19 protein-coding genes are annotated in these 22,829 nt (G+C 73.6%); 13 read left to right on the top strand and 6 right to left on the bottom strand.

The genetic code is table 11. The features are described 5' to 3' along the window. The first annotated feature begins 11 nt into the window (after positions 1-11). Together DEJ51_RS12680 and DEJ51_RS12675 are read left to right on the top strand one after the other, a co-directional pair. A complete protein-coding gene (locus DEJ51_RS12680) occupies positions 12-1,400 on the top strand; it encodes a peptidoglycan recognition protein (protein WP_150257688.1) in 1,389 nt (462 codons plus the stop codon). Positions 1,401-1,691: 291 nt separating this feature from the next. After that, entirely contained in the window at positions 1,692-2,690 is a 999-nt protein-coding gene (locus tag DEJ51_RS12675; RefSeq protein WP_150257687.1) for a DNA-3-methyladenine glycosylase family protein, read from the top strand. Between the two features lie 195 nt (positions 2,691-2,885). Here DEJ51_RS12675 and DEJ51_RS12670 read toward each other — a convergent pair whose 3' ends face one another. The 3 genes from DEJ51_RS12670 to DEJ51_RS12660 are packed head-to-tail and all read right to left on the bottom strand — an operon-like array spanning position 2,886 to position 5,732. Next, the gene (locus tag DEJ51_RS12670) at positions 2,886-4,184 is read right to left on the bottom strand and encodes a coenzyme F420-0:L-glutamate ligase (protein ID WP_150257686.1); all 1,299 of its coding nucleotides are present in this window, start codon (positions 4,182-4,184) and stop codon (positions 2,886-2,888) included. After that, positions 4,181-5,140, bottom strand: coding sequence for a 2-phospho-L-lactate transferase (cofD, locus tag DEJ51_RS12665; RefSeq protein ID WP_150257685.1), 960 nt, complete (start codon positions 5,138-5,140; stop codon positions 4,181-4,183). The genes DEJ51_RS12670 and cofD overlap by 4 nt, the downstream gene beginning before the upstream one ends. Before the next feature lie 52 nt (positions 5,141-5,192). Beyond that, on the bottom strand, positions 5,193-5,732 hold the full coding sequence (locus tag DEJ51_RS12660) for a cysteine dioxygenase (RefSeq protein WP_150257684.1): 540 nt from the start codon (positions 5,730-5,732) through the stop codon (positions 5,193-5,195). A 628-nt stretch (positions 5,733-6,360) separates the two neighbouring features. On the opposite strand from DEJ51_RS12660, the gene DEJ51_RS12650 reads away from it, so the two are divergent. The 3 genes from DEJ51_RS12650 to DEJ51_RS12640 all read left to right on the top strand — a co-directional run bounded on the left by DEJ51_RS12650 (position 6,361) and on the right by DEJ51_RS12640 (position 12,111). Then, positions 6,361-6,624, top strand: coding sequence for a WhiB family transcriptional regulator (locus DEJ51_RS12650; RefSeq protein ID WP_003983763.1), 264 nt, complete (start codon positions 6,361-6,363; stop codon positions 6,622-6,624). A 346-nt stretch (positions 6,625-6,970) separates the two neighbouring features. Further along, entirely contained in the window at positions 6,971-10,630 is a 3,660-nt protein-coding gene (locus DEJ51_RS12645) for a glycosyltransferase family 2 protein (protein ID WP_150257682.1), read from the top strand. Further along, positions 10,627-12,111, top strand: coding sequence for a DUF5719 family protein (locus DEJ51_RS12640; RefSeq protein ID WP_150257681.1), 1,485 nt, complete (start codon positions 10,627-10,629; stop codon positions 12,109-12,111). Before DEJ51_RS12645 ends, DEJ51_RS12640 begins: the two co-directional genes overlap by 4 nt. A 40-nt stretch (positions 12,112-12,151) precedes the next feature. Here DEJ51_RS12640 and DEJ51_RS34480 read toward each other — a convergent pair whose 3' ends face one another. Next, positions 12,152-12,631, bottom strand: coding sequence for a metallopeptidase family protein (locus DEJ51_RS34480; protein ID WP_411757305.1), 480 nt, complete (start codon positions 12,629-12,631; stop codon positions 12,152-12,154). Between the two features lie 90 nt (positions 12,632-12,721). On the opposite strand from DEJ51_RS34480, the gene DEJ51_RS12630 reads away from it, so the two are divergent. The 6 genes from DEJ51_RS12630 (at position 12,722) to DEJ51_RS12605 (ending at position 18,393) form a co-directional block, all read left to right on the top strand. Next, positions 12,722-13,096 (top strand): DUF3499 domain-containing protein, encoded by a 375-nt coding sequence (locus tag DEJ51_RS12630; RefSeq protein ID WP_150257680.1) that lies wholly within the window; start codon positions 12,722-12,724, stop codon positions 13,094-13,096. Positions 13,097-13,174: 78 nt separating this feature from the next. Beyond that, positions 13,175-14,545, top strand: coding sequence for a phosphomannomutase/phosphoglucomutase (locus DEJ51_RS12625; protein ID WP_150257679.1), 1,371 nt, complete (start codon positions 13,175-13,177; stop codon positions 14,543-14,545). 248 nt (positions 14,546-14,793) lie between these two features. Further along, positions 14,794-14,979 (top strand): Trm112 family protein, encoded by a 186-nt coding sequence (locus DEJ51_RS12620; protein WP_150257678.1) that lies wholly within the window; start codon positions 14,794-14,796, stop codon positions 14,977-14,979. 89 nt (positions 14,980-15,068) lie between these two features. Continuing rightward, positions 15,069-16,202, top strand: coding sequence for an SIS domain-containing protein (locus DEJ51_RS12615; RefSeq protein ID WP_150257677.1), 1,134 nt, complete (start codon positions 15,069-15,071; stop codon positions 16,200-16,202). Between the two features lie 37 nt (positions 16,203-16,239). After that, positions 16,240-17,397, top strand: coding sequence for a mannose-6-phosphate isomerase, class I (gene manA / locus DEJ51_RS12610; protein WP_150257676.1), 1,158 nt, complete (start codon positions 16,240-16,242; stop codon positions 17,395-17,397). Between the two features lie 72 nt (positions 17,398-17,469). Next, a complete protein-coding gene (locus DEJ51_RS12605) occupies positions 17,470-18,393 on the top strand; it encodes a cation diffusion facilitator family transporter (protein ID WP_150257675.1) in 924 nt (307 codons plus the stop codon). A gap of 82 nt (positions 18,394-18,475) precedes the next feature. Here the strand turns inward: DEJ51_RS12605 and lepB are convergent, their stop codons facing one another. Then, positions 18,476-19,204, bottom strand: a complete 729-nt coding sequence (gene lepB, locus DEJ51_RS12600) for a signal peptidase I (RefSeq protein ID WP_150257674.1) — start codon at positions 19,202-19,204, stop codon at positions 18,476-18,478. A 443-nt stretch (positions 19,205-19,647) separates the two neighbouring features. Between lepB and ahcY the strand changes: the two genes are divergently transcribed. After that, positions 19,648-21,084: an adenosylhomocysteinase gene (ahcY, locus tag DEJ51_RS12595; RefSeq protein WP_150257673.1), complete on the top strand. Its 1,437-nt coding sequence runs from the start codon at positions 19,648-19,650 to the stop codon at positions 21,082-21,084. Between the two features lie 114 nt (positions 21,085-21,198). Further along, a complete protein-coding gene (locus DEJ51_RS12590; protein ID WP_150257672.1) occupies positions 21,199-21,819 on the top strand; it encodes a hypothetical protein in 621 nt (206 codons plus the stop codon). 3 nt (positions 21,820-21,822) lie between these two features. Here DEJ51_RS12590 and DEJ51_RS12585 read toward each other — a convergent pair whose 3' ends face one another. Beyond that, positions 21,823-22,734, bottom strand: coding sequence for an RDD family protein (locus DEJ51_RS12585; RefSeq protein WP_150257671.1), 912 nt, complete (start codon positions 22,732-22,734; stop codon positions 21,823-21,825). Positions 22,735-22,829: the final 95 nt, after the last annotated feature.

The following is a 22,829-nucleotide window of genomic DNA, read 5'->3' as shown; positions in this document are numbered from 1 at the left end:
CCATCCTTTTCATGCGTGGATTCCTTGCTTCCTCGATCGGCGTCGCGACGGCCGCCGTACTGGCCCTGCCCCTCGCGCTCCCCACCCCCGCCCTGGCCGAGACCGCCCCCGTAACCCCCGCCGGGTCCACCCAGTCGCTGCCGCTCGTCCCGCTGGGACCGCCTGCGACGCGGGCGCCCGGAGTCCCCGGAATGAGCGCCTCCCCGGCCCGCCCCGAGACGCAGGGCCTGACCGCACGTGAGGTCAAGACGTTCTCGCTGGTCGGCGTGGTCTGGGACGACGCGGCCACCGAACTGAACGGCCGGGTCCAGGTCCGCACCCGCTCCACGCGGACCGCCACCTGGTCGGACTGGCAGGACGTCGAGACCCACAACGGCGAACACGGCGCCGACCCCGACGCGGCGGAACGCGGCTCCCGCCCGATCCGCGGCGCCACCGCCCCGCTGTGGGTGGGCGAGTCCGACGCCGTGGAGGTCCGCGTCCAGGCCGAATCCGGCGCCCCGGCCACCCGCGCCCCCTCCCGGCTGCCCACGGGCATGCGGATCGAGCTCGTCGACCCGGGCGCGGACACCCCCGCCACCGGCGCCGACGGCAAGAACACGGGCTCCGACGGCGACGGCAAGGGCGAGGTGACGGTGCCCGCCATGTCGATGGGGACGGCGGAGTCCTCAGCCGCGAACGTCCCGCACGCCTCGCTCGGCGCGAACGAGATCACCGCACTCGACAAGGCCGACTCCACCGCCGACGCCGTCTTCGCGAGCGACGGCGAACTGACCGCGGCCGCAGCCCCGTACATCGGACCGCGTCCGCGGATCGTCACCCGCAAGGGCTGGGGCGCGGACGAGGGCCTGCGCGAGTCGGGCTTCGTCTACACGAGCACGGTCAAGGCGGCCTTCGTCCACCACAGCGCCTCCGGCAACAACTACGCCTGCAAGGACGCCCCCGCGGTCCTGCGCAGCCTGTACCGCTACCACGTGATCAGCAACGGCTGGCGGGACCTCGGCTACAACTTCGCCGTCGACAAGTGCGGCACGGTCTACGAGGGACGCGCGGGCGGCGTCTCCAAGGCGGTCCTCGGCGCGCACACCATGGGCTTCAACACCAACAGCATGGGCGTCGCGGTGCTGGGCACCTTCACCTCCGCGACCCCGCCCGCGGCGGTGGTCGACTCGGTCGCGCGCCTCACGGCCTGGAAGCTCGGCCTCTTCGGCCGGGACCCGCGCGCGAAGACCACCCTGACGTCGGGCGGAGGCAACCGCTACCCCAAGGGCAGGAACGTGTCGATGAACGTCATCTCCGGCCACCGGGACGGCTTCGCCACCCAGTGCCCGGGCGCGAAGCTCTACGGCAAGCTGGGCGCCGCGCGCACGGCCTCGGCCAAGCTCCAGGGCCGCCCGTAGCCTCCGGCGGTCTGCGGGTCCGGGGCCTGCGGGTCCGGAGTCTGCGGGTCTGCGGGACCGGGCTCTGCGGGTCCATGGGCCCGGGGTCCGTGGGGTTCACGGGGTCCGGGCGCGCGGCGCCGTCGCCGGGGCTCCGCCCCGCATCCCGCATCCCGCACCGTGCCCCGCGCCCGTGCCCGTGCCCTCGCCTCCGATCGCCGGCGCGGCGAACAGGCGGCCACGACGGCCGGGCCCGGCCCCTCCAGGAGCCGGGCCCCGGGGGCCGCGGCCGCGCCGGGCTACGCTCGGGACATGGCCGGCCGCTTCGATCCCCTCACCCGCGCCGCCGTCCGCGGCGGACGCACCGACGTCCCCGCGGGCCGCGGAAGCACCGCCGGTTCCGGGGCCGGGGAACGCCGCTGGACCCCCGACGGCCCCGTCGACCTCGGACTCACCCTCGGCCCGCTCCGCCGTGGCCCCGCCGACCCCACCTTCCGGGTCACCCCGGACGGCTCGGTCTGGCGCACCGCCCGCACCCCGCAGGGCCCGGCCACCCTCCGCGTGTCCCGTGCGGGCGAGCAGGTGCACGCCGAGGCCTGGGGCCCCGGTGCCGACTGGTTCCTCGAACAGCTGCCCGTACTCCTCGGCGCGGGCGACGATCCCGCCGCGTTCGTACCCCGCCACCGCCTCGTGCACGCCAGCCACCGCCGCCGCCCCGGCCTGCGCCTCACCCGTACCGGCCTGGTCCTCGAATCCCTGATCCCCACGGTCCTGGAGCAGAAGGTCACCGCCGACGAGGCCTACCGTGCCTGGCGCCGCCTGGTCAGGCAGTACGGCGAGCCCGCCCCGGGCCCGGCCGGCCCGGGCCTGTACGTCATGCCCGCCCCGGCCACCTGGGCCATGATCCCGTCCTGGGACTGGCACAAGGCCGGGGTCGACGCCAAGCGCTCCGCCGCGATCGTGCGGGCGGCCCGCGTGGCGAACCGCCTGGAAGAGGCCGCGGCGATGGACCTGCCCGAGGCCGTACGAAGGCTGGAGGCCGTTCCCGGCATCGGCCCGTGGACCTCCGCCGAAACCCTCCAGCGCAGCAACGGCCACCCCGACGCGATCACCACCGGGGACCTCCACCTGCCCGGCATCGTCGGCTACGCCCTCGTGGGCGACCGCGACGCCGACGACGCCGCCATGCTGGAGCTCCTCGCCCCGTACGCCGGCCAGCGACACCGCGCAGCCCGCCTCATCCTCCTCGCGGGCCGCACCCCACCCCGCCGCACGCCCCGCATGCCGCGCGGCGACATCGGCCGGCTCTGAGTCCGGGCCCGCAGGTCGGACCGGGCCCGGGGCGACCGGCACCCCGCCCCGCCCCGCGGCGTCGGCGTCGGCCTGGACCGACGACGCTCCGCGCCGCCTTCCCCGGCCGCCTCGCTGCGGGCCCGGGAAGACCCCGGCCCGACCCTGCCCGATCCACGAGACACGGCCCGCCCGGGCCGCCCGGGCTGGCCCGCCTCAGCGGACCTGGATGAAGTCCGCCGCGGAGCGCCCCGGCCGGTCCGCAGGAGCCGCCGCCGGGTGTCCCACCGCCACCGTTCCCATCGGGTCCCAGTCCTGCGGCAGCTCCAGCACCTCCCGCACCACCTCCCGGCAGAACATCGTCGAGGACACCCACGCCGAGCCCAGCCGTTCCCCGGCCAGCGCGACGAGCAGGTTCTGCACGCCCGCGCCCATGGCGACCACGAACATCTCCCGCTCGGCCGTGTCCCGCCGGGCGTGCCCGTAGTGGTGCGCGCCGTCCGTGACCAGACACGGCACCACCAGGTACGGGGCGGCCCGCAGCACGTCGCCGCGCCGCACCCGCTTCGCCACGGACTCCTCGGACTTGCCGTCCGCCCGCAGATCGGCGACCCACGCGTCCCGCATCGCGTCCAGCAGCCGCACCCGGGAGGCCTCCGACTCCAGCAGGACGAACCGCCACGGCGTCGTGTGGTGGGGGGCCGGGGCCGTCACGGCCGCAGCCACCGCCCGCCGCACCGCGCCCGGGTCCACCGGCTCCGCCGTGAAGGCCCGTACCGTGCGGCGCTGCGTCACGGCCTCCCGTACCGCTTCCGAGGTGCCCAGCCGGAACATGTCGTCGGCCGGCGGGCGCACCAGGTCCCGTGCCGAGGAGCCCTCGCCCAGTACGTGCGCCAGCCCGCGCACGACGGCCACCGGCAGCCCGGCCGCCTTGCCCTTGACCAGGTCGCCGGCGGCGGCGAGCTCGTCCGCGGTCGCGACCACCGTCGCGCTCAGCGGATTGCCGTGCGCGTCCGTGCCGCCGCGCAGGTCGTCCAGGACGCGCACCCCGGCCGAGCCGATCGCCACGTCCGTCAGCCCGTTGCGCCACGGCCGCCCGAAGGTGTCCGTCACCACCACGCCCACGTCCACGGACAGGATGTCGCGCACCCCGGTGCGGATCGCGGCCGCCGACGCGTCCGGGTCCTCGGGCAGCAGCAGCACCGTGCCGGGGGCGGTGTTGGAGGCGTCCACGCCGGCCGCGGCCATCACCAGGCCCTGCCGGTTCTCGACGATCCGCAGCGGACCGCGGCGTGCGACCACCCGTACGGTCTCGGCGTCGATCGCGGCCTCGCGCGAACCGGCCTCCACGATCCGGCCCTCGGCCTTGGAGACGATCTTCGAGGTGACCAGCAGGACGTCCCCGTCCCGCAGGTCCGGGGCGGCCGTCGTGATCAGCTTCGCCAGGTCGTCGCCCGGCCTGACCTCCGGGATCCCGTCGACCGCCCGCACCTCGTACGCGGGCACCGGCGTCACCGGGAGGCCTCCGCCAGTGCCAGCGCGGCGCGGGCCATCTCCGCGGTGGCCTCCACGTCGGTCATCATCAGCGGCACCGCGCGGCAGGTGATCCCGGCGGCCTCGACCGCGGCGACGGCGTCCGCGTCCGAGGTGTCCACCAGCCAGCCGTCCAGCAGGTCGGTCCCGTAGTGCAGGGCGACCGCGGCGGCGGTGGACTCGACGCCCACCGCGGCGAGCACCTTGTCGGCCATGCCGCGCACGGGCGCGCCCCCGACGATGGGGGAGAGGCCCACGACGGGAGCCTCCGCGGCGGCCACGGCGTCCCGGATGCCGGGGACGGCGAGGATCGTGCCGATCGAGACCACGGGGTTGGACGGCGGGAAGACGATCACGTCGGCGGCGGCGATGGCCTCCAGCACACCGGGGGCGGGCTTGGCCTGCTCGGCCCCGACGGGTACGACCGCCTCCGCGTCCACCGAGGCGCGCAGCCGGACCCAGTACTCCTGGAAGTGGATGACACGGCGTTCCCCGGTGCCGGCCTCGGTGATCGCGACGTGGGTCTCGACCCGGTCGTCGGACATGGGCAGGAGCCGGACGCCCGGCTGCCAGCGGTCGCAGAGGGCCTCGGTGACGGAGCTCAGCGGGTAGCCGGCGCCGAGCATCTGCGTACGCACGATGTGGGTGGCGAAGTCGCGGTCGCCGAGGCCGAACCAGGTGGGTCCGACCCCGTACGCCGCCAGCTCCTCCTTGACGGTGAAGGACTCGTCGGTGCGGCCCCAGCCCTGGTCCTCGTTGATGCCACCGCCGAGGGTGTACATCACCGTGTCCAGGTCGGGGCAGACCTTGAGCCCGAAGAGGTGAATGTCGTCACCGGTGTTGCCGATGACCGTGATGTCCGCGTCGGGCACCGCCGACTTGAGTCCGGACAGGAACCGGGCGCCGCCTATACCGCCGGCCAGAACAACAATGCGCATGCGGACAGTCTGTCAGCCGTGCCGTCGCCGGGGGGCGGAGGCCGGGCGGAGCTCAGGCCGGTACGGTCTCGGACTCGGCCGGGGAGCAGCTGTGCATCGGCATCTCGGTCAGGCCGGGGAAGTAGACGTGCAGGCTGACGGCGCCGTCGAGGGTGTCGTTGACGACCTCGTGGGCGTAGCCGGGGGCGAAGACGCGCTGCGTGCCGGGGCGGTGGGTGCTGCGGCCGCGCGGGGTGTGCTCGGTGAGCTCGCCCTGCAGGACGGTCATGACGCCGGAGGAGGCGCCGTGGTCGTGGCGGCCGCTGCCCTGGCCGGGAACCCAGCTGAGCAGCCAGACCTCGTACCCGGGGCCGGTGCGCAGCCGGTGGTACCAGCGGGTGGTGGCGTCGTACTCGACGAGGTGCTCCCAGGAGCCGCGGTCCTCGGCGATGGAGCGGGCGAGCCCGGCGAACTCGGCGATGGTGGCCGGATGTTCGCGGGCGGGCTGCAGGAGGTGCTGGACGGCGAGGATGTCGCCGGCGATCTGGAGGTCGCTCTCGACCGTGGCGGGAGCGACGGGGGAGGCGGGGGCGGCGCTGTTCGTGCTGTTCATCGTGGAGGTACCTCGACGGATGTCAGTCGTGCTGGCGGTTGCTGCGGGGGCGGGCCGGAGCTCTGGGGAGCCGGGGCTCCACGGGCATCAACAGCTGCAACAGCAACAGCGAACCTGGGCAGCGCACAGGAACCCACGAATGGGGGTCCGGGTGGTGGCTGCGGGCGCTGACATGCGAACAAGGAGAACGGCTCGAAGGCCTGACTGTCAACCCAATGTCCGCTTTGGGGTAAAAGTTTCACCTCATCCGGTTACCGTGCACGGAGAAAGGTTTGTGCACTGTGCGGCAGGGGATGTGCCGCTGTGTTGGCGCTCAAACCCGATCCCGACTTCCGTGACCTGAATGTGATCTGCGCCGCTTCTCCGGCCGGACCGCAACCCCGCCCGGAGGTGGCACGTGGAATACGGGTAAAGACGGCATCCCGTGGTGCCGGTGGCATGTGTCACGATTTTTGGCGATATGAACACTTTCTGCATAGGCTTGGTTCCGCAGAGTGAATAAGGGGCCCAATAGCAGATCTCGGCTTGACTGCCCCGGAGCCACGCACTTGTAATTTCACTCGTGTCGTTACGTAGCAATCAGTGACGGCATCGTCACGGGGACGCACAGACAGAGCGAGGGGCGCACATGACCGAGCTGTTTCAGGAACTGCTGGTCGAGGAGGCGGACGAAGAGCTCGGGTGGCAGGAGCGCGCTCTGTGCGCCCAGACCGACCCCGAGTCCTTCTTTCCCGAGAAGGGCGGCTCCACCCGCGAGGCCAAGAAGGTCTGCCTCGCCTGCGAAGTCCGCTCCGAATGCCTTGAGTACGCCCTCGCCAACGACGAGCGATTCGGCATCTGGGGCGGTCTGTCCGAGCGGGAACGCCGCCGCCTGAAAAAGGCAGCGGTCTGAAACGGCCGACGCACCACCGGTCGGACACCGACCGCACAGCACACGGCACAGCCGGCACAGCACGTCACGCACCATTCGACGCACCACTGCACGCACCACTCCGAGCACCGCGGAACGCACGACGGAGTGCACGACAGAGCGCACGACAGAGCGCACTTCACCCCATGACGGACAGCGCGCCGAACGGGACGAAGAGCGCGGCACACGCCACGGCACACGGTCCGCCTCCTGCACCTTCCCCGCAGGAGGCGGACCGCTGTCGTGGCAGCCGTTAGGGTGGGGCGCTGTCCAGCAGCCTCCGAGGGCACACCACCCCCGGACCCCCGGCCGGAGGGCCCGTACCGCGATGTCCCTGCACAGCCAGTCGACGGCCTCCTACCAGGCCCCGGCCACACCCGAGTTCCCCCGGCACGTCGTCACCGCCGTCCTCGTCGCCCATGACGGCGCCCGCTGGCTGCCCCGGACACTCGCCGGCCTCCTCGGCCAGGAACGCCCCGCCCAGAACCACGTCGCCGCCGACACCGGCAGCGCCGACGAATCCGCGCGCCTGCTCACCGAAGCCCTCGGCGACGACCGCGTCCTGCACCTCGCCCGCCGCACCGGCTTCGGCACCGCGGTCGACGAGGCCGCACGCTCCGCGGGCACCCTGACCCCCGAGGACCTCCCGTACCTCAAGCGCCCCAGCGGCTGGGACCCCGTCAGCCGCACCTGGCGCGACGACACGTACGACCTCCCGGAGCTCCCCCACGGCGAACCCGTCCAGTGGCTCTGGCTGCTCCACGACGACAGCGCCCCCGAACCCGACGCCCTCACCGAACTGCTCCGCGTCGCCGAGGACAACCCCGACGCCGCCGTCATCGGCCCCAAACTGCGCGGCTGGTACGACAAGAAGCAGCTCCTCGAAGCCGGCGTCACCATCGCCCGCAGCGGCCGCCGCTGGACCGGCCTCGACCGCCGCGAACAGGACCAGGGCCAGCACGACCAGGTACGCCCCGTCCTGTCCGTCTCCACCGCCGGCATGCTGGTCCGCCGCGACGTCTACGACGAGCTCGGCGGCTTCGACCGCCGCCTGCCGCTGATGCGCGACGACGTCGACCTGTGCTGGCGCGCCCAGAGCGCCGGCCACACCGTCCTCGTCGCCCCCGACGCCGTCCTGCGGCACGCCGAGGCCGCCGCCCGCGAACGCCGCACCGTCGACTGCGCCGGACGCACCACCGCCGGCCCGCACCGCGTCGACAAGGCCGGCGCCGTCTACACGATCCTCGCCAACAGCTCCGGCCGCGCCCTGCCGTACGTCCTGCTGCGCGTCCTGTTCGGCACCGTGCTCCGCACCCTCGCCTACCTCATCGGCAAGGCCCCCGGCCAGGCCGTCGACGAACTCACCGGCCTCCTCGCCACCCTGCTCCGCCCGGGCCGGCTCCTCGCCGCCCGCAAGGCCCGCCGCCGCCCCGCCGTCCCCGCCGCCGAACTGCGCCCGCTCTTCCCCCCGCCGGGAGCCTCCCTGCGGGCCAACGCGGAACAGCTCGCCGGCTACTTCGGCGGCGACCGCGACACCGCCGCCGCCCCCGCGGGCCGGCACGGCGGAGGCAGCGTCCTCGACGCCCCCCGCGAGGACGGCGAGTACCTGGTGGAGACGGAGCGCTTCGCCCGCCTCAAGCGGCTCGCCCGCAACCCCGCGCCCCTCCTGCTCGCCCTCCTGGCCCTCGTCTCCCTCGCCGCCTGCCGCGCCCTGATCGGCGGCGGCTCCCTCATGGGCGGCGCCCTGCTGCCCGCCCCCGGCAGCGGCTCCGAGCTCTGGGCCGCCTACACCGACGGCTGGCACGCCGTCGGCACCGGCTCCACCGCCTCCGCGCCCCCCTACCTGGCCGTCCTCGGCACCCTCGCCACCCTGCTGTTCGGCTCCACCCAGGCCGCCCTCACCCTGCTGCTCGCCGGATCCGTCCCGCTCGCCGGCCTCACCGCCTACTTCGCCTCCCGCCCGCTCGTCGAATCCCGGCTGCTGCGCGCCTGGGCGGCCACCGCCTACGCCTTCCTCCCGGCCGTCACCGGCGCCCTCGCCGGAGGCCGCCTCGGCACCGCCGTCCTCGCCGTCGTGCTCCCCCTCCTCGCCCGCTCCGCCGTCGCCGCCTTCGACCTCGCCGACGGCGCACGGGCCACCGACCGGCGGGGCGGCCGGCAAGCGGTGTGGACGTACACGCTCCTGCTCACCCTCACCACCGCCTTCACCCCCGTCGTCTGGCCGCTGGCCGCCGCCCTCGGGACCGGCGCGCTGGTGCTGCGCCGCGCGCACTGGAAGGCGTACGGCCTGCGGCTGCTCGCCACCCTCGCCGTCCCGCTCGTCGTGCTCGCCCCCTGGTCGCTGGGCCTGCTCACGCACCCCGGCCGCCTCCTGCACGAGGCCGGACTGCCCTACGGAGCCGGCTCCGCCGACGCCCTCGGCCTGCTCACTCTCAGCCCCGGCGGCCCGGGCACCGGTCCCGGAGCGGTGCTCGCCGGCATCGTCCTGGCCGCCCTGGCCGCCCTGCTGCGCACCGACCGCGCCTTCGCCGTCCGCACCGCCTGGGCCGCCGCCCTGGCCGGACTGCTCCTGGCCGTCGTCCTCAACCGCACCGCCTGGGCCGGACCCGCCACCCTCGTCTACGGGCTCGCCCTGCTCACCGCCGCCGCACTCGGCGCCGACGGGGCCAGGGAACGCGTCGCCGCCCGCAGCTTCGGCTGGCGCCAGCCCCTGGCCGCCCTCATCGCCCTGGCCGCCGCCGCGGGACCGCTGATCGCCGCCGCCACCTGGATGCTCGCCGGCGCCGACGGCCCGCTGCAGCGCCGCGACCCCGTACAGGTCCCGGCCTTCGTCGCGGACGCGGGCGGCGACGACAACCAGACCCGCACCCTGATCCTCGACCTGGACCCGCCCGCCACCGTCTCCTACAGCCTCGTCCGCGGCTCCGGCGGCCGCATCGGCGACGCCGAGATCACCGCGCGCACCGGCGGCGACGCCCGACTCGACAAGGTCGTCTCCAACCTCGTCGCCGGCTCCGGCGCCGACCAGTCCAGCCAGCTCAGCGCCTACGCCATCCGGTTCGTGATGTTCCGCCCCGGCGGCCCCGAGGAGATCCGCCGCGTCCTCGACGCCACCCCGGGCCTCAGCCGCCGCCACCAGCAGGACGGCACCGCGCTGTGGGGCGTCGAACCCTGGCTGCCGCGCGCGGTCATCGTCTCCGGCAAGCAGGGCGAGGCCCCGATCCCCGTGGCCGCCGGACCCGTCGAGGCCCACAGCAAGATCCCCGCCGGTGACGCGGGCCGCGTCCTGCGCATCGCCGACCGGGCCGACGAGGGCTGGCAGGCCACCCTCGACGGCAAGCCCCTCAAGCCCAAGACCGTCGACGGCTGGGCCCAGGGCTTCGAACTGCCCGCCGACGGCGGCCGCCTCGACCTCGTCCACGAGGACTCCCTGCTGCAGACCTCCTGGTACTGGGCCCAGGGCCTGCTCGCCCTGGTCCTGCTCGTCATGGCGCTGCCCGGCCGGCGCGCCGAGCTCGACGACGACCTGCCGGAGGAGGAGGCCGCGCTCCCGGACCGGCCCGGCCCGGGCGAAGCCGGCGAGGGCCGCCGCGCCCGCCGGCTGCGCGCCGAGGCCGAACCGGCCCCCGCACCGGTGGAGACCGCCGCGGCCGCCGACCCGTACGCGCAGATCCCGGCGCAGCCGGTGTACGGCGACGACAGCTACGCCTACCAGGCGTACGGCGACCAGAGCGGCTACGCCTACGAGCCACAGCAGCAGACCCCGTACGAGCAGTACCCGCAGTACGACCGCCAGGCCGGTCAGGCCGGTCAGGCCGGCCAGGGCAGCCAGGGCGGTCAGGTCTACGAGGACCCCTACGCCCAGCAGCCGGACCAGGACCCGGACCGGCAGCAGTACCCCTACCCGTACGAGCCCTACCAGCCGTACGACCCCCACCACCCCCACGCACCGCACGACCAGCGTCCGGACGGGAGCCCCCAGCAGTGAAGCAGCGCGCACCCCTGACGCTGGCGGCGGTGACCACGGCCCTGGCCGCCGTCACCGGCCTCGCCGCCCTCACCGCACCCGCCGCCGACGGGAAGGCGGCCGACGGGCGGACCGCGGCCGCCGCCCGGATGCCCGTGGAGCGGTCCCTGCTGGTGTGCCCCGGGCCCAGCTCCTCGGACATCGCCGAGACCACGTACACGTCCTTCACACCCGGCGCGCCCGCCGGCGAGGGCAAGGGCTCGGCCCGGCTGCTCGGCGCCACCAAGGACGCCAAGCCGGTGCTGGAGCCCAAGGAGCCGGGCAAGCCCGTCGGAGCCGCCGCCAGCGGCGCAGACGCCCCGGCCCTCACCGGCAGCGCGGACGGGGTCCTCGCCCCCGGCTGGACCGCCCAGCTGACCACCAAGGTCTCCGTGGGCCGCACCCGAGGCGTGCTCGGCGTCGGCTGCACCGCACCCGGCACCGACTTCTGGTTCCCCGCGGTGAGCACGGCCAAGGGGCGCGAGGACTACGTCCACCTCACCAACCCCGACGAGGCCGCGGCCATCGTCGACATCAAGATCTTCGGCCCGGACGGCCCGGCCAAGCCCGACGCCGGCACCAGCGAGAGCATCCGGGTCGACGGCAAGTCCACCAAGACCGTCCTGCTGTCCACCCTGGTCCCGGGCGCCCAGCTCGCGGACGCCACCGCCCACGTGACCACCCGCGCGGGCCGGGTCGGCGCATCGGTGCAGGTCGGCGAGGAGGGGGTGGGCGCCGACTGGCTGCCGGCCGCCGCCGACCCGGCGGGCTCGCTGGTGCTGCCGGGCATCCCGGCGGACGCCGCCTCCGTACGGCTGGTCGTCTTCGTACCGGGCGAGGAGGACGCGGACCTGAAGGTGCGCCTGGCCGCACCGGGCGGCTCGATCACCCCGGCCGGCAACGAGCAGCTGCACGCCAAGGCAGGCATGACGACGGTCGTGGACCTCAAGGACCTGACCCGCGGCGAGCCCGGCTCGCTGCTGCTGAGCCCCTCCGACCCCAAGAAGTCCGCCCCGGCCGTCGCGGCGGTACGCGTCGTCCGCGGCTCCGGCGCCAAGCAGGAGCTCGGCTTCATCCCGGCCACCGGGCCGGTCGGCACACGGGCGACCGTCGCCGACAACCGTCCCGAGGAGAACACCACCCTGCTGGCCCTCACGGCCCCGGGGGCCGACGCCAAGGTCAAGGTCACCGCCTCGCCGGGCACCGGCGGCGGCGAGGCGGCCTCCCAGGAGGTCACCGTCAAGGCGGGCAGCACGCAGACGCTCTCCCTGGCCCCGGCCGGCGGCAAGGGCTCCTACGCCCTCACCGTCGAGACCCTCTCGGGCGGCCCGGTCCACGCGGCCCGCACCCTGTCCCTCCCGCACGAGGGCATCACGATGTTCACCGTCCAGGGACTCTCGGACGACCACTCCACGGTCTCGGTCCCCAAGGCGGCCCAGGACCTCTCCGTCCTGACCCGGTGACGACCGGGTGACGGGCCCCCGGTGGGCGGCGGGACAGCCTTCAGTCCTGGCCGTACCGGGGGTCCACCGTCTCCGGCGTGAGCCCCAGCAGGTCCGCCACCTGTTCCACGACGATCTCGTGGACCAGCATCGCCTTCTCGTCCCGCGTCTTGGCCCGGATCTCCACCGGCCGCCGGAAGACCACGATCCGGGCGGGCCGCCCCTCGCGCGACTGCGACACCGCGCCCAGCGGCACCGCCTCGTCGTTCCAGCCGCCGTCCGGACCACCCGGCGGCCCCGGCACGTCACCGATCAGGAACTCCACGTCGGCCAGCTGCGGCCAGCGCCGCTCCAGCCGCTCCACGGAATCGCGTACGAGGTCCCCGAACAGCTCCGACCGGCTCGCCGCCAGGGGCACCTGCGGAGGGGCCACCGGACCGCGCATGCCCCGCCCGTGACGGTCCCGCCGACGCGGGCGCGGCTCGGCTCCGGTCCCCGCGGGGGGCTCGGCGGGGCAGGGGGGAAGAGGGGTGTCGGTCACCCCCGCAGGGTAGCTCCGAGCACGACACGGGGGAGTGAGCGGCGGTGGAGTCGTCGCGGCCCGGTCAAGAGTGCGGTACCGTCCAACGTCGTGAGCCTTGTACGTCGCTGTTCGCGCACCGCGTGCGGCCGCCCTGCCGTCGCGACACTGACGTACGTCTACGCCGATTCGACCGCAGTTCTCGGCCCGCTCGCCACCTACGCGGAACCCCACTGTTACGACCTGTGCGCCGAGCACTCGGAGCGCCTGACCGCCCCACGGGGCTGGGACGTCGTGCGCCTGTCCGACGGCTCCGGGCCGTCCCGCCCCAGCGGCGACGACCTCGAAGCCCTCGCCAACGCCGTCCGTGAGGCCGCCCGCCCGCCGGGACGCACGGCCGAGGCCGGCGGCCCCGGCCAGGGCGGCACGTCCACCGGCGAGACCCGCCGCGGACACCTGCGCGTCCTGAGATCGCCCGATTCCTGACGCACACGCGTCCTGAGGGCGGCTCCCGGTTCAGGGTAGGTTTTGCTGAACCGAACAGGACCCTCAGGAGGGCAGGCAGTGGCCGCAGATCTTTCGAACATCGTCAAGGCGTACGACGTGCGTGGTGTCGTCCCGGACGAGTGGGACGAGTCCCTGGCCGAGCTGTTCGGTGCCGCGTTCGTCGAGGTCACGTCCGCCACGGCGATCGTGATCGGCCATGACATGCGGCCCTCCTCCCCGGGCCTGTCCGCCGCCTTCGCCCGCGGCGCGGCCGCCCGCGGTGTGGACGTCACCCTGATCGGACTGTGCTCGACGGACCAGCTGTACTACGCCTCCGGTTCCCTGGACCTGCCGGGTGCGATGTTCACGGCCTCGCACAACCCGGCCAAGTACAACGGCATCAAGCTGTGCCGCGCCGGTGCCGCCCCGGTGGGCCAGGACACCGGCCTCTCGCAGATCCGCGAGCTGGTCGAGCAGTGGTCGGACACGGGCGCCCCGGCGATCCCCGCCGGCACGGTCCCCGGCACCGTCACCGAGCAGGACTCCCTCCCCGGCTACGCCGCCCACCTGCGCGGCCTCGTCGACCTGACCGCCATCCGGCCGCTCAAGGTCGTCGTCGACGCGGGCAACGGCATGGGCGGCCACACCGTCCCCACGGTCTTCGAGGGTCTGCCCCTGGACCTCGTCCCGATGTACTTCGAGCTGGACGGGACGTTCCCGAACCACGAGGCCAACCCGCTGGACCCGAAGAACATCGTGGACCTGCAGGCCCGCGTCCGGGCCGAGGGCGCCGACCTCGGCATCGCCTTCGACGGCGACGCCGACCGCTGCTTCATCGTCGACGAGCGCGGCGAGGGCGTCTCCCCGTCGGCGATCACCGCGCTGGTCGCGGCGCGCGAGCTGGCCCGCAACGGCGGCACGGGCACCGTGATCCACAACCTGATCACCTCCTGGTCCGTGCCCGAGGTCGTCCGCGAGAACGGCGGCACCCCGGTCCGCACCCGCGTCGGCCACTCGTTCATCAAGGAGGAGATGGCCAGGACCGGCGCCATCTTCGGCGGCGAGCACTCGGCGCACTACTACTTCAAGGACTTCTGGAACGCGGACACCGGCATGCTGGCCGCTCTGCACGTCCTCGCGGCCCTGGGCGGCCAGGACGGTCCCCTGTCCGAGCTGGTGGCCTCCTACGACCGGTACGCGGGCTCGGGGGAGATCAACTCCACGGTCGACGACCAGGTGGGACGCGTGGCGGCGGTGAAGGCCGCCTTCCGCGACGCCGAGGGCGTCGAACTGGACGAGCTGGACGGCCTGACGGTGACGGCGGCCGACTGGTGGTTCAACGTCCGCGCCTCCAACACCGAGCCGCTGCTGCGCCTGAACGTGGAGGCCCGGGACGAGGCCACCCTCGCCAAGGTCCGCGACGAGGCCCTCGCCCTCATCCGCGCCTGACCCCACCGGGCCCGACCCACACCCGGTATCCGGGCTCCGCATGTCCAGCCTCGCCGGCGTTCGAGGCGCTGGTCCCGGCGGAGTCCGGTGCCCGGCGGAGCCGGGTTCCTCCGGAGCCGCGCCCGCTCGGGCGGACCGCCGCCCGAGCTGCGGCTCCAGGGCCAACAACGCCCCCACGACACCGCATCGGCGAGGACTCGGCGGTACGCTGACCTCGCCCCACCCACATGCCCGAAGGGAATCGCCCCATGCCGCTCGAAGCCGGTCTCCTGCAGATCCTGGCCTGCCCCGCCTGCCACTCGCCCCTCCAGGACAAGTCGGCCGACGAGACGACGCCCGAACTGATCTGCACCGGCCAGGACTGCGGCCTCGCGTACCCGGTGCGCGACGGCATCCCCGTGCTCCTCGTGGACGAGGCCCGCCGCCCCGCCTGACCCCTGCCGCGCCCGCAGAAGCAAGGGCAGACGCAGACGCTGAGACCGATTCCGCCACCCTGGATCCGTCAACACCGCCGGAGGCCGCCATGCTCGACGAGTCGCTCCTCGACGCACCGGACGATCTCGCCCGCGTCGACCGCCGGGGCCTGCTCCGCGGTGCGGCCGAGGCCGGAGCCAGAGTCCGAACCGCCGCTCGCCACGCGAGCGAGGCCGGTCTCGCCGAGCTGCGCCCCGACGGCCGCCCGCGTACCGTCCTGATCGCCGGGCCCGGCACCGCCGCCACCGGCGTCGCCGACCTCCTCGGCGCCCTCGCCGGAGCCTCCGCGCCCGTCATCCGGCTCGACCCCACCGGCGTCGCCCACGCGGCCGGCGCACTGCGCTGGACCCTGCCCGGCTGGGCCGGACCCGTCGACCTGCTGCTCATCGCCACCACCGACGGCACCGAGCCCGGGCTCGCCGTCCTCGCCGAGCAGGCGTACCGGCGCGGCTGCACCGTCGTCGCCGTCGCCCCCGAGCGCTCACCGCTGAGCGAGGCGGTGGACGGCGCGCACGGGCTCCTCGTACCGATGGCCAAGGCCCCGTACCAGGAGTACGACGAGTCCGCCGCGGCCGGACCCGGCGCCCTGTGGGCCCTGCTGACGCCGTTGCTGCTGCTCCTCGACAGGGTCGGCCTGATCACCGCCGCCCCCGACACCCTGCAGCTCGTCGCCGACCGGCTCGACCGGACGGCCGAACGCTGCGGGCCCGCCATCGCCACCTACTCCAACCCCGCCAAGACCCTCGCCGCCGAGCTGGCCGACTCCCTCCCGCTCATCTGGAGCGAGGGCACCGGCGCCGCCCCCGCGGGCCGCCGGTTCGCCGCCACCCTCGCCGAGCTCGCCGGCCGCCCCGCACTGGCCGCCGTACTCCCCGAGGCGCTGCCCGCCCACGGCATCCTGCTCGCCGGATCCTTCGCCGCCGGCGCGGACCCCGACGACTTCTTCCGTGACCGGGTCGAAGAGCCCCAGGCCCTTCGCGCCCGCATCGTCCTGCTGCGTGACCGGCCGACCGGCGGGCTCACCGCCGCCCCCGCCGCACGCGAGCTCGCCCACAGCCACGACACGGCCGTCAGCGAGCTCGAACCGGAGGAGGGCGTCGAACTGGAGCAGCTCGCCGAACTCCTCGCCGTCACCGATTTCGCCACCGCCTACCTGGCGTTGGCTTCCGGCGGACACAGCTGAGGCACTGAAGTACCCAGCTCTATCCAGGAAGACGACGATGGACCGCCTGACGAACACGATCCGCCCCTACGCCTGGGGATCCACCACGGCCATCCCCGCGCTCCTCGGTGTCGAACCCACCGGTGAGCCCCAGGCAGAGATGTGGATGGGAGCCCACCCGGGCGCCCCCTCCCGCCTCGACCGGGGAGCGGGCGCGCAGGCGCTCTCGGACGTCATCGCCGCCGATCCCGAAGGCGAGCTGGGTGCCGCCACGGTCGCCAGGTTCGGCCCCCGGCTGCCCTTCCTGTTCAAGATCCTCGCAGCCGGTGCCCCGCTGTCCCTCCAGGTGCACCCCGACCGGGAGCAGGCCCGGGCGGGGTTCGAGGACGAGGAGCGCCGCGGGGTCCCGATCGACGCGGACCACCGCAACTACAAGGACCCCAACCACAAGCCCGAAATGATCTGCGCGCTCACCGCGTTCGACGGTCTCTGCGGCTTCCGCCCGCCGCTGGAGGCCGCCGAGCTCCTCGCGGGCCTGGAGGTCGACAGCCTCAAGCCGTACGTCGACCTGCTGCGCGCGCACCCCGAAGAGGCCGCACTGCGCGAGATGCTGACGGCCGTACTCACCGCGGACCGCGCCGAGATGGCCCGCACCGTGCACGAGGTCGCCGCCGCCGTCACACGCCTGGGCGGCCGGTACACCCCGTACGCCACGCTGGTGCACCACTTCCCGGGCGACCCCGGAGTGGTCGCGGCGATGCTGCTCAACCACGTACGGCTCCAGCCCGGCGAGGCGATGTTCCTCGGCGCCGGCGTCCCGCACGCCTACATCGACGGCCTCGGCGTCGAGTTGCTGGCCAACTCGGACAACGTGCTGCGGGCCGGGCTGACCCCCAAACACGTGGACGTGCCCGAGCTGTTGAAGATCGCGAAGTTCGAACCGGGCGACCCGAACCTGATGCGCCCCGAGGGCGACGCCGAGGAGGTCTACGAGACCCCCATCGACGAGTTCCGGCTGTCCCGCTTCCTCCTCGCGCCCGGCGGCGCGTCCCGTGTGCTCCCGCACGACACCCCGCAGATCCTGCTCTGCACCGCCGGCTCCCCGCAGGCCGGCGAACTGACCCTGACCCCCGGGGAGTCGGTCTTCGTACCGGCGGGCGAAAAGGTCGAACTGTCCGGAAGCGGGACGATCTTCCGGGCGACTGTGGTGGTCTGACGTAGCGTCCCTCCCACCGGCTGCAACAATGTGCGGCCGGTAGTCAGTGGCTAGGAAGGACACCCTGCACCCATGAGCGCGTCGGGCGGTACCAAGGCGATCGTGGCGGCACTCGCCGCCAACCTCGCCATCGCTGTAGCCAAATTCGTGGCATTCCTGTTCAGCGGCTCCTCGTCGATGCTCGCGGAAAGCGTCCACTCGCTGGCCGACTCCGGGAACCAGGGACTCCTGCTCCTCGGCGGCAAGAAGGCCCAGCGCGAGGCGACGCCGCAACACCCCTTCGGGTACGGGCGCGAGCGCTACATCTACGCCTTCCTGGTCTCCATCGTGCTCTTCACCGTCGGCGGCATGTTCGCCATCTACGAGGGCTACGAGAAGATCCACGAGCCGCACCCCATCGAGGCCTGGTACTGGCCGGTGGGCGTCCTGGTCTTCGCGATCATCGCCGAGTCCTTCTCCTTCCGGACCGCCATCAAGGAGTCGAACGAGATCCGCGGCAAGCTCACGTGGACCCAGTTCATCCGGCGGGCCAAGGCCCCCGAGCTGCCCGTCGTCCTCCTGGAGGACTTCGGCGCCCTCGTCGGTCTGGTCCTGGCCCTCGGCGGTGTCGGCCTCGCCCTGCTGACCGGCGACGGCATCTGGGACGGCATCGGCACCCTGTGCATCGGTGTGCTGCTCATCCTCATCGCGATCGTCCTGGCCGCGGAGACGAAGTCGCTGCTGCTCGGTGAGGCCGCGGGCGTCGAGGACGTCGAGAAGATCAAGGCCGCCGTCGTCGACGGGGACGTCGTCACCCGCGTGATCCACATGCGCACCCTGCACCTGGGCCCCGAGGAACTGCTCGTCGCCGCGAAGATCGCGGTCGAGGGCAACGACACCGCGACCCAGGTCGCCGACGCGATCAACGCCGCCGAGGCCCGCATCCGCGAGGCGGTCCCGATCGCCCGGGTGATCTACCTGGAGCCGGACATCTACCGACCCGAAGCCGCCCGGTAACCCACCTACGGCGAAGGCCCCCGCGAGCAGCAGCCCGCGGGGGCCTTCGGCGTACCGCGCGGAGCCTTCAGACCCCGGAGCCTCAGACCCCCGAGCCCTCGGACCCCGAGCCCTCGGACCCCGGCGGCGGAACCAGTCCCGCGTACGCCGGGTGCACCGGGTCCGCCGCCGCCCGGCGGCGGAGCCACAGCGCGGCGGCACCGGACAACGCACCGGCAGCCAGCACCCCGACGCCGGCGAGCGCCGCGGACCGCAGGCCGACGAGCAGCGGATCGTCCTCGTCGACGAGCGCGCCCGCCACGTCCGACACGGGCACGGTCCCGCCCTCCGCCACCTCGAACCGGAAACGGGAGTCGTCGGAGTTGCCGCGGTGGTCGCCCAGCACGAACAGCCGGCCCTCGGGCACCCTCACGCTGAAGGCGCCGGGCGACCCCGCGACCGGATCGCCGTCCAGGACGTACGGCTCGTCCAGCGGCTTCCCGTTCAAGGTGAGCGTCCGGTCCCCGGGCGTGTAGGCGATGCGGTCGCCGCCCACCGCGACCACCCGTTCCACGGACTGGTGCTGCTCACCCCAGGCCGAGGAGTCGAAGAGCACCACGTCGCCGCGGTCCACCTTCGTGATCAGCAGGTTGAAGACCATCGAAGAGCCCGTCGGGAGGGTCGGCTCCATGTGGCTCGACGGCATGGCTTTCGTCGTCATGAAGAAGTACCCGCCGAGACCCCCGACGGAGCCCAGAAGCGCACCCGCCACCAGCAGCGACACCGACACCAACCCGAGTCGCCGTCCCGGTACCCGGCCCTGCTCTCCCATACCCCGCCCCTGTTCTGTTCGATCCGATGTGCGGCCGAACTGTACGGGCAGGTCAGGACAGGTCCGCCGACGGGTCCTCGCACCGGCGGGAGAACCGCCGGAGGGGGGCCCACCGGCCCACGGGGAACTCCGCCGCCCACCACCCTGCGCGACAGCGGCACCGGCCCCCCCGGCACTCGTCGGCACGACCGCGAGGCCCCGGGGAGAACGTCGCACGGCCCGGCCGAAAGACGCGGCCAGTTCCCCCGCCGACTGGGGCAGACTCCGCCGGTCGGTGTAGATTCGTGCCCAGTGTCAGGCGTCGCTGCTGATGGCGGGTCGGGCGGTCCCTGCGACCGGCCGAGGGGAGAGAGGACCCCCGACGGACTGTGCTCGGTGTCCCGTCCCCAGGACGGCGCACGGACCAGCCGTACCCACCTCTCGAACCATGAGGAGCAGCACCCATGGACTTCAAGGTCGCAGACCTCTCCCTTGCCGCCTTCGGCCGCAAGGAGATCACCCTGGCGGAGCACGAGATGCCGGGTCTGATGTCGATCCGCCGGGAGTACGCCGAGGCCCAGCCCCTGGCCGGCGCCCGCATCACCGGCTCGCTGCACATGACCGTGCAGACGGCCGTGCTCATCGAGACCCTCGTCGCCCTCGGCGCCGACGTCCGCTGGGCCTCCTGCAACATCTTCTCCACCCAGGACCACGCTGCCGCCGCCATCGCGGTGGGCCCGAACGGCACCCCGGAGAACCCGCAGGGCGTCCCCGTCTTCGCCTGGAAGGGCGAGACGCTGGAGGAGTACTGGTGGTGCACGGAGCAGGCGCTGACCTGGCCGAACACCCCCACCGGCGGCCCGAACATGATCCTCGACGACGGTGGTGACGCCACCCTCCTCGTCCACAAGGGCGTCGAGTTCGAGAAGGCCGGCTCCGCCCCGGACCCGTCCACGGCGGACTCCGAGGAGTACGCGCACATCCTCACGCTGCTGAACCGCACCCTCGGCGAGGCCCCGCAGAAGTGGACGCAGCTCGCGTCCGAGATCCGCGGCGTGACGGAGGAGACCACCACCGGTGTCCACCGCCTCTACGAGATGATGTCCGAGGGCACCCTGCTGTTCCCGGCGATCAACGTGAACGACGCCGTCACCAAGTCGAAGTTCGACAACAAGTACGGCTGCCGCCACTCCCTGATCGACGGCATCAACCGCGCCACCGACGTCCTCATCGGCGGCAAGGTCGCGGTGGTCTTCGGCTACGGCGACGTCGGCAAGGGCTGCGCCGAGTCCCTGCGCGGCCAGGGCGCCCGCGTCATCGTCACCGAGATCGACCCGATCTGCGCACTGCAGGCGGCGATGGACGGATACCAGGTCGCCACCCTCGACGACGTCGTCGAGACGGCCGACATCTTCATCACCACCACGGGCAACAAGGACATCATCATGGCCGCCGACATGGCCAAGATGAAGCACCAGGCCATCGTGGGCAACATCGGCCACTTCGACAACGAGATCGACATGGCCGGCCTGGCCAAGGTCGAGGGCATCGTCAAGGACGAGGTCAAGCCCCAGGTCCACACCTGGACGTTCCCCGACGGCAAGGTCCTGATCGTCCTCTCCGAGGGCCGTCTGCTGAACCTCGGCAACGCGACCGGCCACCCCTCCTTCGTCATGTCGAACTCCTTCGCGGACCAGACCCTGGCCCAGATCGAGCTCTTCACCAAGCCGCAGGAGTACCCGACCGAGGTCTACGTGCTCCCCAAGCACCTCGACGAGAAGGTCGCCCGCCTCCACCTCGACGCCCTCGGCGTCAAGCTCACCACGCTCCGCCCGGAGCAGGCCGCCTACATCGGCGTCCAGGTCGAGGGCCCGTACAAGCCGGACCACTACCGCTACTGATCCACACCTGATCAGCAGCACCGGCAGAACGTGAAGCAGGCCCCCGGCACCCGTGCCGGGGGCCTGCCCCGTATCCCCATCGACTCCCCATCGACCCGAAGAAGAGTGCGCACCATGCCCCGCGGCCGCTACTCGCTCCACGACCCGCACGACCACACCCCGCTCGGCGAGGAGCACTTCCACTGCGCCCCCGGCCCCTCGGGCTGGCGCTACGTCTCCCAGCTCACCGGCCCGGACGGGGACCACCGCGGTTCCGTCGACCTCGCGATCGACGAACTGGGCCGCCCCATCCGCATGGAGGTCAACGCCGCGAGCTGGCAGGTACGCGGCGCCGCCATCGACGGCGTCACCTGGGTCCGCACCGACCCCACCGGCACCGAGGCCACCGAGGGCAACATCGCCGCCCCCGGCTTCACCGGCACCTCACCGGCCTTCCTCGTCGCCACGGCCCGCCTGTTGCGCCTGACCCCCGGCGCCCCCGCCACCCGCGTCCGGCTCCTGGCGCTCACCGATCCGGTACTGGCGCCCCGTACGGTCGACCAGGCCTGGGCCCTCGTGGCCCGCCAGGAACACCCCACGGACAGCGGCCCGTTGCTGGTGGACGAGTACCAGGTCAGCGCACTGGACACCGGAGAGGTCCACACGATCCACATCGCCGGGGACGTGGTGCTCTCGGCTCCCGGCGTCGAACTCGAACACCTGGAGACACCGCCCTCGGCCTTCGAGGAACAGTGATCCTCAGGCGGGCGGCGCGAACCCGCCGGCCCGCGGAACCTCCACGGGCGCCACGGGCGCGGGAGCCACGTGGGGGACCGGCGCCGCGACGGGCCCCGGCACCGGTCCGGGCACGGGCACCGGTCCGGGCACGGGCATCGCCACGGGCATCGACGCAGGAGCAGGCCCGGCTGCGAACGCCCGGGCGGCATCCCGCGACTGCCGCTCGTGCACCACGGCCATCAGGAACGCGGCGGCCGGCACCCCGGCCGGCGGCGGCGCCCCCGTACGCGCCACCAGATCGTCCGCGAGGCGCGCCGCCATCGCGGCACCCACCTGCGGATCCAGCTGGTTCATCCGCGTCAGGTACTGGCGCACGGCCAGCCACAGACCATCCGGCACCGCGGACAGGTCCAGCCCCGTGAACCGCCCGGCCAGCCACGGCGGCGGCGGAGGCACCGGCATCACCCGGGTCCCCGGCACCCGCTCCCGGACCACCAGCGTGCCCGCGAACACGTCCCCGAGGCGCCGCCCCCGCGCCGACACCAGCGAGGCGATGCACGCGATCGACCCGAAGGTCAGGATCAGCTCCACGATCCCCATCGCCCCGCGCACCAGAGCGTGCCGGAACCGGATCGGGCCGCCGTCGTCCCGTACGACCCGCAGCCCGCAGGCGAGCTTGCCGAGCGAACGCCCGTGGGACAGCGTTTCCACCGCGATCGGCACGCCCACCAGGAACAGCAGGAAGCCGGCCACCCCCACGGCCGCCTGCGCGGCATCGTCCAGCGAGGCGGTGGCCATGGTCAGCCCGACGGATATGAGTACGTATCCGGTGACGTACACGGCCAGGTCGAGGAGGATCGCCAGCCCGCGGCTCGGCAGCCGCGCGGGCCTGAGCCCCAGGACGACCGCGTCCCCCGTCACCAGATCGCTCACCACAGCACCTCTCATGTGACCTGCCCCCGCCCCTACGGGCTCCAGTCTGCCAAGCTGACCACACTAGGAATAGGCAGCAGCCAGGGGACCTGGGA

It is taken from the genome of Streptomyces venezuelae, from assembly GCF_008642275.1.
GTDB classification, from domain to species: Bacteria; Actinomycetota; Actinomycetes; order Streptomycetales; family Streptomycetaceae; genus Streptomyces; species Streptomyces venezuelae_E.
The sequence above is the reverse complement of the archived record's forward strand: the minus strand, read 5'-3'. Positions and strand labels throughout refer to the sequence as shown.